Genomic DNA, 14164 nt, shown 5'->3' on the forward strand with positions numbered 1-14164 from the left:
AGAGAGAGGTTGACGTTGACTGTCAACGATCAAGACCCGTATTCGGTGACCAACATCGATGCAGATCCCGATGAAACCGCCGAGTGGTCCGAATCCCTTGACGCTCTGGTCGCCGCTCGCGGCCACGGTCGCGCGAGGGAGATCATGCTCAGCCTGCTGAAGCGCAGCAAGGAGCTGCACCTCGGCGTTCCGATGGTTCCGACCACCGACTACATCAACACGATCGCCACGGAGAACGAACCCGAGTTCCCGGGCAACGAGGACATCGAGCGCCGGTACCGTGCCTGGATCCGCTGGAACGCTGCCATGCTGGTGCACCGTGCTCAGCGCCCCGGCATCGCCGTCGGCGGCCACATTTCGACCTACGCGTCGAGCGCCAGCCTCTACGAAGTCGGATTCAACCACTTCTTCCGCGGCCAGGATCACCCGGGCGGCGGCGACCAGATCTTCATCCAGGGCCACGCCTCCCCCGGCACCTACGCCCGTGCCTTCCTGGAGGGCCGGCTCGACGAGAACAAGCTCGACGGTTTCCGCCAGGAGAAGTCGCACGCCGGCGGTGGCCTCAGCTCCTACCCGCACCCGCGTCTCATGCCCGAGTTCTGGCAGTTCCCCACCGTCTCGATGGGCCTCGGCCCGATCAACGCGATCTACCAGGCGCAGTCGAACAAGTACCTCACCAACCGCGGCATCAAGGACGCCAGCGACCAGCAGGTCTGGGCGTTCCTCGGCGACGGCGAGATGGACGAGGTCGAGAGCCGCGGCCAGCTGCAGGTGGCAGCCAATGAGGGCCTCGACAACCTGAACTTCGTGATCAACTGCAACCTCCAGCGGCTCGACGGCCCGGTGCGCGGCAACGGCAAGATCATCCAGGAGCTCGAGAGCTTCTTCCGCGGTGCCGGCTGGAACGTCATCAAGGTCATCTGGGGCCGCGAATGGGACTCGCTCCTGGCCAACGACACCGACGGCGCCCTGCTGAACCTGATGAACACGACTCCGGATGGCGACTTCCAGACGTACAAGACCGAAGACGGCGGGTACGTTCGCGACAACTTCTTCGGCCGCGACCCGCGCGCACTCAAGCTCATCGAGAACTACAGCGACGACCAGGTCTGGGGCCTGAAGCGCGGCGGCCACGACTACCGCAAGGTGTACGCAGCCTTCAAGGCGGCGAGTGAGCACAAGGGCCAGCCGACGGTCATCCTCGCCCACACCATCAAGGGCTACGGCCTCGGCAAGAGCTTCGAGGGGCGGAACGCCACCCACCAGATGAAGAAGATGACGCTCGACAACCTCAAGCAGTTCCGCGACGAGATGCACATCCCCATCACGAACGCCAAGCTCGAGGAGAACCCGTACCTCCCGCCGTACTACAACCCCGGCGAGGGCGACGAGGCGATCGAGTACATGCACGAGCGCCGCCGTGCGCTCGGTGGCTACCTGCCCGAGCGCCGCACGAAGCACACCGCGATCACGCTGCCCGAGGACTCGGCCTACGCGATCATGAAGAAGGGCTCCGGCACGCAGGAGATCGCCACCACCATGGCGTTCGTGCGCCTGCTGAAGGAGATGACGCGGTCGAAGGACTTCGGCAACCGCGTCGTTCCGGTCATCCCCGACGAGGCCCGCACCTTCGGCATGGATGCGTTCTTCCCGAGCGCGAAGATCTACAACCCGAACGGCCAGCACTACACTTCGGTGGACCGCGACCTGCTGCTCGCCTACAAGGAGAGCCCGCAGGGCCAGATCGTGCACGTCGGCATCAACGAAGCGGGTGCCCTGGCGGCCTTCACCGCGGCCGGCACCTCGTATTCGACACAGGGCGAGCCGCTCATCCCGGTCTACGTCTTCTACTCGATGTTCGGCTTCCAGCGCACCGGCGACGCCCTCTGGGCCGCTGGGGACCAGATGGCGCGGGGCTTCGTGATGGGAGCCACCGCCGGTCGCACCACGCTCACCGGCGAGGGCCTGCAGCACGCGGATGGCCACAGCCACCTGCTCGCCTCGACGAACCCGGCCGTGGTGTCCTACGACCCCGCCTACGGCTACGAGATCGGCCACATCGTGCGCGCCGGACTCGAGCGGATGTACGGCGGAACCCATACCGACCCGAACGTCATGTACTACATCACCCTCTACAACGAGCCGATGGTTATGCCGGCCGAGCCGGAGAACGTCGACGTCGAGGGCATCGTCAAGGGCATCCACCACCTGAAGTCCGGCTGGGTCGACGGTGGCCCGCGGGCGAACGTGCTCGCGTCGGGTGTCGGTGTGCCGTGGGCGCTCGAGGCGCAGCAGCTGCTCGCCGACGACTGGGGAGTCTCCGCAGACGTCTGGTCGGTCACGAGCTGGACCGAGCTCCGCCGCGACGGTCTCAAGGCCGAAGAGCACAACTTCCTGAACCCGAGCGAGCAGCCGCAGGTGCCCTATCTGACGGACAAGCTCTCTGGTGCGGCAGGGCCGTTCGTGGCTGTGAGCGACTACATGCACGCGATCCCCGACCAGATCCGGCAGTTCGTGCCTGGCGACTACGCGACGCTCGGGGCCGACGACTTCGGCTTCAGCGACACGCGCCCCGCCGCCCGCCGGTTCTTCAAGATCGACGGCCCGTCGGTTGTGGTGCGGGTGCTCGAACAGCTCGCTGCTCGCAACGAGGTCGACCCGAACGCCCCGCAGTGGGCGATCGACAAGTACCGGCTGCACGACGTCTCGGCCGGAACATCAGGGTCGGCGGGCGGCGAGAGCTGACCGGCACACGCTGACGCGCTGCGCTGACTCACGATGGCCCGCACAAAAGAACAGACGCTCGCCTGGCTCCGCACGGTGTCAGGCGAGTTGTCGACGGCGACGATCAAGAAGCTCGACGAGACGCTTCCCTGGTACGGCGACATGCCGCCGGGGAGGCGCTCGGCCGTCGGGTTGGTTGCGCAAGCCGGCATCAAGTCGTTCATCACCTGGTACGACGACCCCACCACGACCACCTGGATCGCCTCCGACGTTTTCGGTTCGGCTCCTCGAGAGCTGCTTCGCTCGGTGAGCCTGCAGCAGACGCTGCAGCTGATCCGCGTCGTCGTCGAGGTGGTGGAGGAGCGCATCGCGAACGGCGACCAGTCCCTCCGTGAGGCGATCCTGCTCTATTCGCGGGAAATCGCCTTCGCTTCAGCTGACGTCTACGCCCGAGCCGCCGAAGCACGCGGGCTCTGGGATGCCCGGCTCGAAGCACTCGTCGTCGACTCCATCCTCTCGGGTGAATACGACGACGAACTGCCGAGCCGGATCGCCGCGCTCGGCTGGCACGGACACGGAGAGGTCAGCGTGCTGGTCGGCACGACACCCCGGATGCTCGACGTCGACCAGTTGCGGCGCACCGCCCGGCATCTCTCCGCCGATGTACTCATCGGGGTGCAGGGCGGTCGTCTCGTGCTGGTCATCGGTCGTTCGCAACCTGCCGTCGGATCGGCCGACGAACCCCTCCCCGGCGCCGCCGTGGCCCCGACACTCTCGTTCATGGACATCGCCCGCGCGCTCGAACCGGGTTTCGGCCCGGGTCATCTCGTGCTAGGGCATGAAGTTCCGAGCCTCGTAGAGGCATCCCGGAGCGCCAAAGCGGCTCTGGCCGGCTTCGCCGTGGCGAAGTCCTGGCGGAACGCCCCCCGCCCCGTCTACGCTGACGACCTGCTGCCCGAGCGGGCCCTTGCCGGGGACCCCCTCGCACGCTCGACCCTTGTCAACCGGGTGTATCGGCCCCTCCAGGACCAGAGCCCGGAACTGATGAACACTCTCTGGTGCTACCTCGACAACGGGCGCTCTCTCGAAGGCACGGCCCGCGAACTCTTCGTGCACCCGAACACGGTGCGCTACCGGCTGAAGCGCGTCTCGCAGGTCATCGGCTGGGACGCCACGGGTGCCCGTGAGGCCCTCATCCTGCAGTCCGCGCTGATCCTCGGGTCGATGAACGAACCCGAGCCCTCCGCCCGGAGGCGCTGAATCCGTCTGCGCGAGAGGCTTCCTACAGCCATTCCGCGAATCTTTGATCGCTTTCTCACATCACTCAGCTCCATATCCTTGAAAGACTGAATCCATGATCGTCATCGTCTGCCCCGGACAGGGCTCCCAGACTCCCGGCTTCCTCGCGCCCTGGGTTGCTGAGCCGGCTTTCGCCGACCACCTCGGCACACTCTCCGAACTGGCAGGCCTCGACCTGCTGAAGTACGGCACAGAGAGTGACGCCGACACCATCCGCGACACCCGCATCGCGCAGCCTCTCATCGTGGCTGCCGGTCTCCTCACCCTCGGGGCCCTGCTTGCCGACGGCCGCCGTTCTGCTGTCGGCGGTGTTGCCGGACACTCCGTCGGTGAGATCACGGCCGCCCAGGCTGCGGGCATCCTCACCGAGAGCGACGCTATGACGTTCGTGCGCGAACGTGGCTCGGCGATGGCAGGGGCGGCAGCGATCGTTCCCACCGGCATGAGCGCTGTCGTCGGCGGCGACGAGGCAGAGCTGCTCGCCGTTCTCGAGACACTCGACCTGCAGCCGGCGAACTTCAACGGGGGCGGCCAGATCGTGGTCGCCGGCGCCCTCGACAAGCTGGCCGGGCTCGCCGCGCTCGCTCCGCGCGGCGCCCGGGTCATTCCGCTCCAGGTCGCAGGGGCCTTCCACACGCGCTACATGCAGCCCGCCGTGGAGCACCTCACCGAGGTCGCGGCCACGCTCACCCCGGCACATCCGTCGCTGACCATCTGGACCAACCGAGACGGCGGCGTCGTCGACACGGGAGACGCGTTCCTCGACCTGCTGGTCGGCCAGGTCTCCTCGCCCGTCCGCTGGGATCGCAACATGGCCTCGTTCCAGGACGCGGGCGTCACCGGCATCATCGAGGTCGCCCCCGCTGGGGCCCTCGTCGGCCTCGCGAAGCGCGGGCTGAAGGGTGTGCCGTCGGTCGCCGTGAAGACCCCTGACGACCTGCCGGCAGCGATTGCGCTACTCACCTCGGCCAAGGCCGGCTCGGAGGCGACCTCATGACGGCTCCGCGCCTGAAGCAGGCAACCGGCCACGAATTCACCCGTATCCTCTCGTTCGGTGCCGCACGCGGCAGCCTGGTGGTCGGAAACGACCAGCTCATCGAGGCGATCGACTCCTCCGACGAGTGGATCCAACAGCGCACCGGCATCGTCGAGCGTCGCCGTGCGCCGAAAGAGGTGACGGCCGTCGATCTCGCGGTCGAGGCAGGCCTCGAGGCGATCGAGAAGTCGGGCATCCGGGCCGACCAGATCGGCGCCGTCATCGTGGCGACCGTCAGCAACCCCGTCGTCACCCCCTCGGTCTCCGCGCTCGTCGCGCACCGTGTGGGGGCCGGCACCGCCGCCGCCTACGACATCGAGGCGGCCTGTGCCGGGTACGCCTACGCCATCGCCCAGGCCGACTCGCTCGTGCGCGTGGGCGTGGCCGACTACGTGCTGGTCATCGGCGCAGAGAAGCTCTCCGACTTCGTCAGCCCCACCGACCGCTCCATCTCCTTCCTGCTCGGCGACGGCGCGGGAGCTGCAGTGGTCGGGCCGAGTGACTTCCCGGGCATCTCGAAGTCGATCCTCGGCTCGGACGGGTCGAAGTGGGGTGCCGTCGGCATGGACGGCACGTACACCGGCTTCCGCGCCGGCGACAATGAGTGGCCCACCATGCGCCAGGACGGCCAGTCCGTGTTCCGCTGGGCGGTGTGGGAGATGGCGAAGGTGGCGCAGCAGGCACTGGATGCCGCGGGCATCACAGCCGCCGACCTCACCGCGTTCATCCCGCACCAGGCGAACATGAGAATCGTCGACGAGTTCGCCAAGGTGCTGAAGCTGCCCGCGAGTGTGCTGATCGCGCGCGACATCGCCACCACAGGCAACACCTCGGCAGCGTCGATTCCCCTTGCCGCGCACCGCCTGCTCACCGAGCATCCGGAAGCCGCCGGCGGCCTCGCCCTGCAGATCGGTTTCGGCGCGGGGCTCGTTTTCGGCGCGCAGGTGGTCGTTCTGCCGGGGAACACGCCCAGCCTGACCTAAACTGAATGTCGCCTCAAACGACACCGCCTCACTGGAGAGAGCATCCCCGCCTTCCAGGGGCACCACCCAAGGAGAAAAAACAATGGCATTGTCCACCGAAGAAGTTCTCGCCGGCCTCGCCGAGCTCATCAACGACGAAACCGGAATCGCGGCTGACACGGTGGAGCTCGACAAGTCGTTCACCGACGACCTCGACATCGACTCCATCTCGATGATGACCATCGTGGTCAACGCCGAAGAGAAGTTCGACGTCAAGATCCCCGACGAAGAGGTCAAGAACCTGAAGACCGTCGGCGACGCCGTCACCTTCATCACGAACGCACAGGCGTAACCGCTTCCCGTTCGTTCCCGGATGACCGGGGTCGCCCTCGCGCCCCCGGTCTCCTGCACCACTGATCTCCTGAACCACAGCACGCGCCCGCCTGAACCACAGAAAGTTCCTCGCATGAGCAAAAGAATCGTTGTCACGGGAATCGGTGCGACCACTCCCCTGGGCGGAACCGCCGAAGAGAGCTGGCAGGCCCTCCTGGGCGGCGTTTCCGGCAACCGTGCGCTCGAACAGGACTGGGTTCAGAAGTGGGACGTGCCGATCACCATGGCCGCCCAGGTCGTGGTGCCCTCCGTCGACGTGCTCTCGCGCCAGGAGACCAAGCGCCTCGACCCCAACAGCCAGTTCGCGCTGACCGCTGCCCGCGAGGCATGGGCCGACGCTGGCTCGCCGGGCGTGGAGCCCGAACGTCTCGGAGTGAACTGGGCGACCGGTATCGGTGGCCTCTGGACCCTCCTCGATGCGTGGGACACCCTGCGTGAGCGTGGACCTCGCCGCGTGCTGCCGATGACCGTGCCGATGCTCATGGCGAACGGAGCGGCCGCGGCCATCAGCATGGACATCGGAGCGCGCGCTTTCAGCCGCACCGATGTCTCCGCGTGCGCTTCGAGCACCGAGTCGATCGCCAACGCCTACGACCACCTCCAGGCCGGCCTCGCCGACGTGATCATCGCGGGCGGCTCGGAAGCGTGCATCCACCCCCTGCCCATCGCCTCGTTCGCCGCCATGCAGGCCCTCTCGAAGCGCATGGATGACCCGGCCACCGCCTCCCGGCCCTACGACGTCACCCGCGACGGGTTCGTTCTCGGCGAGGGCGCCGCAGCCGTCGTGCTCGAGACCTATGACCACGCAGTCGCCCGCGGGGCGAAGATCTACGCAGAACTGCTCGGTGGCTCTGTCACCAGCGACGCATACCACATCACGGCACCCGACCCCGAGGGTTCGGCCGCGGCCCGTGCGATGAAGGCGGCCATCGAGAACGCGGGCTTCTCGCTCAACGACGTCGGCCACATCAATGCCCACGCGACGAGCACGCCGGTCGGCGACATCGCCGAGTACAACGCCCTCCGACGGGTCTTCGGCGAAGCCGTCGAAGGCATCCCCGTCTCCGCGACCAAGGCCTCGACGGGCCACCTGCTCGGTGGCGCGGGGGCGATCGAGGCGATCTTCGTCGTGAAGGCGCTGCAGGAGCGGCTCGCCCCGCCCACCATCAACCTCACCGAACAGGATCCGGCGATCCTCCTCGACGTCGTGACGGAGCCCCGCGCTCTGCCCGCGGGAGATCTGCTGGCGATCAGTAACTCCTTCGGCTTCGGTGGCCACAACGCGGTGGCGGCCTTCAAGACGGTCTAGAACGCAGCTAGCCGACCGAGTGCAGCCAGACCACGGGCGCAAAGTCGCTCGCGTAACGGAATGGTTCGAGTTCGTCATCCCAGGCCTGGCCGAGGGCGAGTCGCAGCTCGCGGTGCAGCTCGAGCGCGTTGGTGCCGGCCGTCTCCATCGCCGCACGCACGCGGTCCTCAGGAATGACCGTGTTGCCGGCACTGTCGGTCTGGGCGAAGTAGATGCCGAGGTCGGGGGTGTGCATCCAACGGCCGCCGTCGCGACCGGGAGCGGGATCCTCGGTGACCTCGTAGCGGAGATGTTCCCAGCCGCGAAGGGCCGACGCTATGGCGGCTCCGGTGCCGGCGGAACCCTCCCAGTAGAACTCTGAGCGCTGCGAACCGCGCAGCACGGGCTGCTCGATCCACTCGAAGTTCACGGCACGACCAATGGCGCGACCTGCGGCCCACTCGACGTGAGGGCAGAGCGCGCGGGGAGCAGAGTGAACGTAAATCACTCCGCGTGCGACTGATGCCACCATCTTCATCTCCATTCGTGAGGTACGTCTTCCCCAACGACCTGTGAATGGATGCTCGGGCAACGAGACCCTGAACGGTGACAAGCGTATTCACTTGTGGCTCGACCTCCCGGCCGTGCGCTTCTCCCAGTATGCACGACTGGCCCGGCGAATCACAACACTGTGATTCGTTGATCGTATACTCGGTACATCATTCTCCGGATGCGCATGTGGCCGGTTGTCACCGAGGAAGAGGAGCGCTCCGTGTCCGTGCGATCCGGCATCCTCGCACTCCTGACACTCGGGCCGGCGTATGGGCTCCAGCTCCACACAGAACTCGAAACACGCACGGCCCGCGCCCAGGGAATCAACGTCGGTCAGATCTATTCGACCCTCAACCGCCTGACGGACGCAGGGCTCGTCGTGCAGGTGGCGCGGGATGCCGCGAACCAGCTTCCGCGCTACTCGCTCTCGGCGGCTGGCCTCGCAGAGGCGAACAGCTGGATCGCCGGCTGCGGGTCCGGAAAGCCCGACTGGAACGAGATGGTCGAGCACGTGCTGCTCGTCGCCACTCTCCCGGGCGTCGATCCAGAGCCCTTGATCGCCGACTACAACGCAGCCTGGGGCGCTCTGCAGCAGTCGTCCGGTTCCGATGCTCACTCCGCTGGCGACGGGGTCGCACGTGCATCCGAGAACGCAGACCAGCTGCTCGCATCGGTGGCATTGGGCTGGCTCAATGATCTCCGCACCTCGATCCTCGGTCAAGACATCCAGCCGCACCCGCTCTCGAGCGAACGGCCCCGGCGGGGGCGGCGACCCCACCAGATGAGCTGACGGTCGTTCAGATCTGCCCCGCGTGCAGGCCGTCCCGCACGACCTGGGCGATCTCTGTCGCGCCACGGACACTCTCGACGATCGTGTAGTGATTGACCTGCTGCACCTCACGGATGCGGAGATGCGGCACGTCGATGCTTGTCAGCTCGAGTTCCCGGGGTGCGTAGATTCCGGGCATGTGGTTCGAGAGATCGCGACATGCCGTCAGGAGATGGAGGGGGCCGGGGGCCTCCCGCAATCGTCGACGAATGGTCACGGTGCCGCTGAGCTCGCGGGCATCCGTCTCGATCGCCTCGCAGGACGCAATCGGACGGAACTCTATGCTCGCGTCCTTCGCGATCACCTCATCGACGAGATAGTCGGCGTACTCGTCGGAGAGGGGCGACCAGTCCTTCGCGAAAGCCGGATGCAGTTGCCAGAAGCGTCGATGGGAGGCGCGACTGCTGAAGGCGAAGTCGACCCGGGACTTCGGCCGTCCGCAGACCAGCTCGACCAGGTCTTCGGTATGCAGGGCGAGCGGAACCGTGAGCGGGAGACCGCCGTCGACGAGCACGACCTGTACGATCATCCCCGGTCGGGCCGCGGCGACCCCGAGAGCGACGAACGCACCGAGGGAGTGACCGACGAGCGTCACCTCTGAGAGCTGCAGGGCATCCACAATGCACAGGACATCGCTGATGTGCTCATCGATACCGTACGGGCCCGGAAGGTCGGCGCTCAGGCCACGACCGCGGAGGTCGGGGGCGACGATCCTGGCTTCGGGAAGCTGGTCGGCCAGCCAGGCCCAGGAGAGATGCGCTCCGGCGAGCGAGTGGAGCGCCAGGACGACGGCCGCCGGCTCGGAACCCGCCGTCTGCAGGGGCGCCGGAGACCACTCCCCCACGCGCATGACTCCGCCCCGAACCGCAATGTCCTTGGTGACGTGTCTGTCGACCGGCTGTGAGGAAGATGTCTCCACCGAAGTAGGTGCTGGCATGCGTCTATCCCAATTCTGAGGCAGCGCCGCCCGAAGGTGCGCGCCTGGTAATGCTGTCCCCTAAGGCCCCTGGAAAGCGGGCCGTGAAAACGATAACGGCACACCGCAGCCGCGTCAACAAACGCGCGCCAGAATGCCGCCGCCGGAGTCTCAACCGTCGCGGCAGGGCCCTTGAAGCGGCGCTGCACCGCCATCTGCTCCGGACGCTGTATCGTGAAGGAGCAACGAGAGCCCAGGCCCTCCGCGCGCGGGGCGTTAGCTCAGCTGGTTAGAGCAGCGGACTCATAATCCGTCGGTCGCGGGTTCAAGTCCCGCACGCCCCACCCTCGCGCTGCCGGCGCAGCAGGAAGAGCTGTTGCTCAGTGCGCTGCGTCGGACTGCTCGGGAGCCACGTCGACGATGCGGATCGATGACGTATTGAGCGACTCTGCCGCCATGATTTCGTCGATGGCCGCGACATCCACCGTGCTCTCTCCGCGGTAGAGGCGCTCGAACGTCACGATCGTGCGCACCAGGTCGTGCTTCTCGATGAGCTTCAGAGACGCTTTCTTGAACGCGTCGAGTTCGTCCTGCGGCAGGCGGAGGAGCGATTCGATCCTGTCCGCCATCTGCTGCGCGTCGCCGGGCGCGAAGAGATATCCGTTCACGCCGTCCTTCACGAGGTGCGGAAGTGCCATCGCATTGGCGGCGACCACGGGCAGGCCCGAGGCCATCGCCTCCATCGTCGCGATGCTCTGCAGCTCGGCGATCGAGGGCATGCCGAAGATGGTGGCATTCGTGTAGGCCTCGCGCAGTTCGTCTTCGGTCACGTAGCCGCTGAAGTGCACCCGGTCATCCACCCCCAGCGTCTTCGACACGTTCTCGAGGTGCTTCAGCAGGTCGCCGCCGCCCACGATGTCGAGCTGAACGTCAAGATCGGAGGGCAGCAGGCTGACAGCCTTGATGAGCACGTCGATCTGCTTCTCGCCCGTGACACGGCCGACGAACAGGATCCGGTTGGCCGTGCGTCGCTCGAAACTGGGAGTGTAGTTGTCGGCGTCGATGCCGCAGGAGATCGCGAGCACGCCGTCGAGCCCCGTCGACTTCTCGAGGAACTCCGCGGCCTTCTGGGTCGGCGTCGTCACGACGTCGGCGCGGCCGAAGGTGCGTTTGGCGGCCTTCCAGGCCATGCCGACGGCCTTCTCCTGCCACGACTTCGGCAGCAGCGTGAACTCGAGCAGGTTCTCGGGCATGAAGTGATTGGTGCCGATCACACGCACGTTGCCGCGCTTCCGCGCAGCAATCGACAGGCCGCGGCCGACGATGATGTGCGACTGGAAGTGCACGACGTCAGGTTCGACCTCGGCGAGGATGCGGTCGCTGTTCTTGTTGATGAACCACGGTTCGGCAAAGCGCAGCCAGTCATGCGGGTACCAGCGGAAGCTCCGAAGGCGATGCACGGTGATGTCCTGGCCGTCGTACGATTCGGTCCAGGTGCCGTGCTTCCGGGACGCCGAGGGCGCGACGACGTGCACTTCGTGCCCGCGTGCAGCCAGGCCGGATGCCAGACGCTGGGAGAATCGCGCACTACCGTTCACGTTCGGCGAGAAAGTGTCGGCACCGATGATGATTTTCAAGGGCTTCGCGGGGACTGCGTCTGCTGAAGCAGGGTTTGTGCCGGAAGAAGCTGACAAGTGAGAACTTTCTGATTCGGGACGAGGAGGTCGAGCATCCGAGGACTGTTTCGCTGTGGGGGTGAATCTACCCTAGTGAACGGACTGTATGGAGTGATTCGTGACGGACTTCGCACCGGTTTGGGGGTGGTACCGCGCAAGACCGAACACTCCGAGGATCGCGAGGATGCCGGACAGCACGAAGCCGACCAGGGCCAGGGGCGGAGCGAGGGATGCTTCGCCGAGAACGATGATGCCGATACCGACGGCCACCAGCGGGTCGATCACCGTCAGTCCGGCGATGACGAGGTCAGGAGGGCCGGAGGCATAGGCCGTCTGCACGAAATAGCCGCCGAAGGCTGCGGATGCCAGCAGTCCCACCAGGCAGACGAACGTCAGCCACTCGAAGTCGCCCTGCTGCAGTCGGCTGATGACCACTTTCGCAAGGGTGGCGACAAATCCGTAGAGGACGCCTGCGCCGAGGATGTACGAGACGGCGCGCATCCGCTTCCTGAACAGGACGAACAGGGTGATGAAGGCCGCGAGCACAATGGCCAGGATGATGACGATCGTCACCAGTTGCGCATCCTCGATCGGCTTGTCGACGGCGGTGAAGGCAGCGATGAGCACGAAGATCGCGACCCCGCCGACACACATGACGATGGAGACCACGGATGCCCGGTTCAGCTTCGTGCGGCTGACGCGGGCGTTCAGGATCGAGGTGATGACAAGAGCCACCGCGCCGAGCGGCTGCACCACGATGATCGGCGCAAAGTTCAGGCTCGTGAGCTGGAACACGATTGCGAGGCCCAGCATGAGCGTGCCGAGCACCCAGGACGGACGCCCGACGAGCGCCAGGAGCTGGCGCACATCCAGACCACCGCTGACCTCGCGGCTGGCGGCTTCGACCTTCGCGACCCCCCGGTGCTGGAACTGCGCACCGAATGACAGGAAGACAGCGCCGATCAGAGCGATAGGGATTCCCACGGACTGGAAGAGGTTCGGGGCGAGCTCGGTCACAGCTTCGAGTTCGGGAGGCACCGTTCGACAGTATCGCGGTTTCTGCGCGGATAGGCTTGGCGACATGGCTGTTCTTCCCATTCGGATCTTCGGCGATCCCGTACTCCACTCCCCCGCCCTGCCCGTCATAGCGTTCGACGACGACCTTCGTCGCCTCGTCGGAGACATGATCGACACCATGCACGCCGCGCCTGGTGTCGGGCTGGCAGCACCGCAGGTCGGTGTGGCGCTGCGACTGTTCGTCTACGAGTACACGGACACCGACGATGTGCTGCATTCGGGCGCTGCGGTGAACCCGGTGCTGCTGATCAGCCCCCCGCCCGTGGAGGAGGCGCACGAAGACCTCGACGCCGAGGGTTGCCTCTCGTTTCCGGGTGAACGTTTCCCCTTGGTGAGGTCGACCGATGCGCTCCTGCGGGCATATACGGTCGACGGCGAACCGTTCGAAGTCAGTGCCACCGGCTGGCTCGCACGCATCTTCCAGCACGAGTACGACCACCTCGACGGGTATCTGTACGTCGACCGGCTTGAGTTCTCGTACGCCAAGGCCGCCTCGAAGATTGCACGCAAACGCAGTTGGGGAAGCCCCGGACAGCAGTGGATGCCCGGGGTCGACACGTTCGACGGCGGAGCCTGAGCGGCCTCACTCGCCCCTTCTTCCCTCCCGTCGCCGGCCTCGAATCGTGGTCTCGCCGCCAGTGCGGTATGCTTTTTCCTGCTGCGTTTCGGCAGTGCGCTTCGGTTGATTCCAGCTGAAAAGCACGCCAGCGGTTTCGTGATAACGTGACTAAGCTGTTTCAGCATTCCTCGATAGCTCAATTGGCAGAGCAGCCGGCTGTTAACCGGCAGGTTCTTGGTTCGAGTCCAAGTCGGGGAGCGAAAGGCCACTCAGGGCTCCACCCCGGGTGGCCTTTTTTGTGCCCACGGGACGGATGTGCCGGTCGGGAGCGGCGGTTGGGCGTGGGGGCCGGTGGTGTCGGCACGGCGTAGCGGCCGGGCGTAGAGGCACGGCGTAGCGGCCGGGCGTAGAGGCACGGCGTAGCGGCCGGGCGTAGAGGCACGGCGTAGCGGCCGGGCGTAGAGGCACGGCGTAGCGGCCGGGCGTAGGGCTTAATTGAGTGCTGGGTTGAGGGCGTCGTTCTACCCGGTGTCGCTGTGATGATCATTTTGCAGACCCTCGCCTGATGGATGGTCGGGTGGGTGGTGGCCGGGTTTCAACTGTCTGGCCCGGTTTTGTTGGCAGGGTCGGGGTGTTTGGTTCCAGTCGAGGGAGTGGGGTGGGATGACGTGGGGGGTGCCGTTTCGGATGGTCAGTTTCCAGCGGGCTTTGTGCACGTTTGAGTGGTGGAAGTGGCAGAGCAGAGCCCCGTTGTCCAGATCCGTCAGGCCGCCCGGGTGTGTTGGGGAAAGCCACCCGTCGACGTGGTGACTCTCACACCAGGACGGTGGTGCGTTGCAGCCTGGCCAGACAC

At 66.1% G+C, this 14164-nt stretch carries 12 protein-coding genes and 2 tRNA genes; 10 read left to right on the forward strand and 4 right to left on the reverse strand.

The genetic code is table 11. The features are described 5' to 3' along the window. The first annotated feature begins 15 nt into the window (after positions 1-15). The 6 genes from aceE (at position 16) to B7R22_RS09130 (ending at position 7723) form a co-directional block, all read left to right on the forward strand. Positions 16-2745 (forward strand): pyruvate dehydrogenase (acetyl-transferring), homodimeric type, encoded by a 2730-nt coding sequence (aceE, locus tag B7R22_RS09105; RefSeq protein WP_116411456.1) that lies wholly within the window; start codon positions 16-18, stop codon positions 2743-2745. A gap of 33 nt (positions 2746-2778) precedes the next feature. Then, positions 2779-3984 (forward strand): PucR family transcriptional regulator, encoded by a 1206-nt coding sequence (locus tag B7R22_RS09110; RefSeq protein ID WP_116411426.1) that lies wholly within the window; start codon positions 2779-2781, stop codon positions 3982-3984. 94 nt (positions 3985-4078) lie between these two features. Then, positions 4079-5020 (forward strand): ACP S-malonyltransferase, encoded by a 942-nt coding sequence (locus B7R22_RS09115; RefSeq protein WP_116411427.1) that lies wholly within the window; start codon positions 4079-4081, stop codon positions 5018-5020. Then, on the forward strand, positions 5017-6042 hold the full coding sequence (locus tag B7R22_RS09120; protein ID WP_116411428.1) for a beta-ketoacyl-ACP synthase III: 1026 nt from the start codon (positions 5017-5019) through the stop codon (positions 6040-6042). The genes B7R22_RS09115 and B7R22_RS09120 overlap by 4 nt, the downstream gene beginning before the upstream one ends. 82 nt (positions 6043-6124) lie before the next feature. Beyond that, positions 6125-6373, forward strand: a complete 249-nt coding sequence (locus B7R22_RS09125) for an acyl carrier protein (protein ID WP_116283255.1) — start codon at positions 6125-6127, stop codon at positions 6371-6373. A gap of 114 nt (positions 6374-6487) precedes the next feature. Continuing rightward, on the forward strand, positions 6488-7723 hold the full coding sequence (locus tag B7R22_RS09130; protein WP_116411429.1) for a beta-ketoacyl-[acyl-carrier-protein] synthase family protein: 1236 nt from the start codon (positions 6488-6490) through the stop codon (positions 7721-7723). A 7-nt stretch (positions 7724-7730) separates the two neighbouring features. On the opposite strand, the gene B7R22_RS09135 is transcribed toward B7R22_RS09130, so the two are convergent. Continuing rightward, a complete protein-coding gene (locus B7R22_RS09135; RefSeq protein WP_116411457.1) occupies positions 7731-8234 on the reverse strand; it encodes a DUF3145 domain-containing protein in 504 nt (167 codons plus the stop codon). 240 nt (positions 8235-8474) lie between these two features. On the opposite strand from B7R22_RS09135, the gene B7R22_RS09140 reads away from it, so the two are divergent. Continuing rightward, positions 8475-9044, forward strand: coding sequence for a PadR family transcriptional regulator (locus B7R22_RS09140; protein WP_172582283.1), 570 nt, complete (start codon positions 8475-8477; stop codon positions 9042-9044). A gap of 7 nt (positions 9045-9051) precedes the next feature. Here B7R22_RS09140 and B7R22_RS09145 read toward each other — a convergent pair whose 3' ends face one another. After that, complete coding sequence (locus tag B7R22_RS09145; RefSeq protein WP_116411431.1) at positions 9052-10020, reverse strand: alpha/beta fold hydrolase; 969 nt, start codon at positions 10018-10020, stop codon at positions 9052-9054. A 249-nt stretch (positions 10021-10269) separates the two neighbouring features. Between B7R22_RS09145 and B7R22_RS09150 the strand changes: the two genes are divergently transcribed. Further along, positions 10270-10343, forward strand: a tRNA-Ile gene (locus tag B7R22_RS09150). Positions 10344-10379: 36 nt separating this feature from the next. Here the strand turns inward: B7R22_RS09150 and B7R22_RS09155 are convergent. Further along, positions 10380-11693: a glycosyltransferase gene (locus tag B7R22_RS09155; RefSeq protein ID WP_253258971.1), complete on the reverse strand. Its 1314-nt coding sequence runs from the start codon at positions 11691-11693 to the stop codon at positions 10380-10382. A gap of 72 nt (positions 11694-11765) precedes the next feature. Beyond that, a complete protein-coding gene (locus B7R22_RS09160; protein ID WP_253258972.1) occupies positions 11766-12713 on the reverse strand; it encodes a DMT family transporter in 948 nt (315 codons plus the stop codon). Between the two features lie 43 nt (positions 12714-12756). Here B7R22_RS09160 and def point away from each other — a divergent pair, with 43 nt between their 5' ends. Continuing rightward, a complete protein-coding gene (gene def / locus B7R22_RS09165; protein ID WP_116411433.1) occupies positions 12757-13329 on the forward strand; it encodes a peptide deformylase in 573 nt (190 codons plus the stop codon). A gap of 167 nt (positions 13330-13496) precedes the next feature. Continuing rightward, positions 13497-13569 (forward strand) — tRNA-Asn (locus B7R22_RS09170). Positions 13570-14164 lie beyond the last annotated feature (595 nt).

The organism is Subtercola boreus (assembly GCF_003399635.1).
GTDB lineage: Bacteria > Actinomycetota > Actinomycetes > Actinomycetales > Microbacteriaceae > Subtercola > Subtercola boreus_B.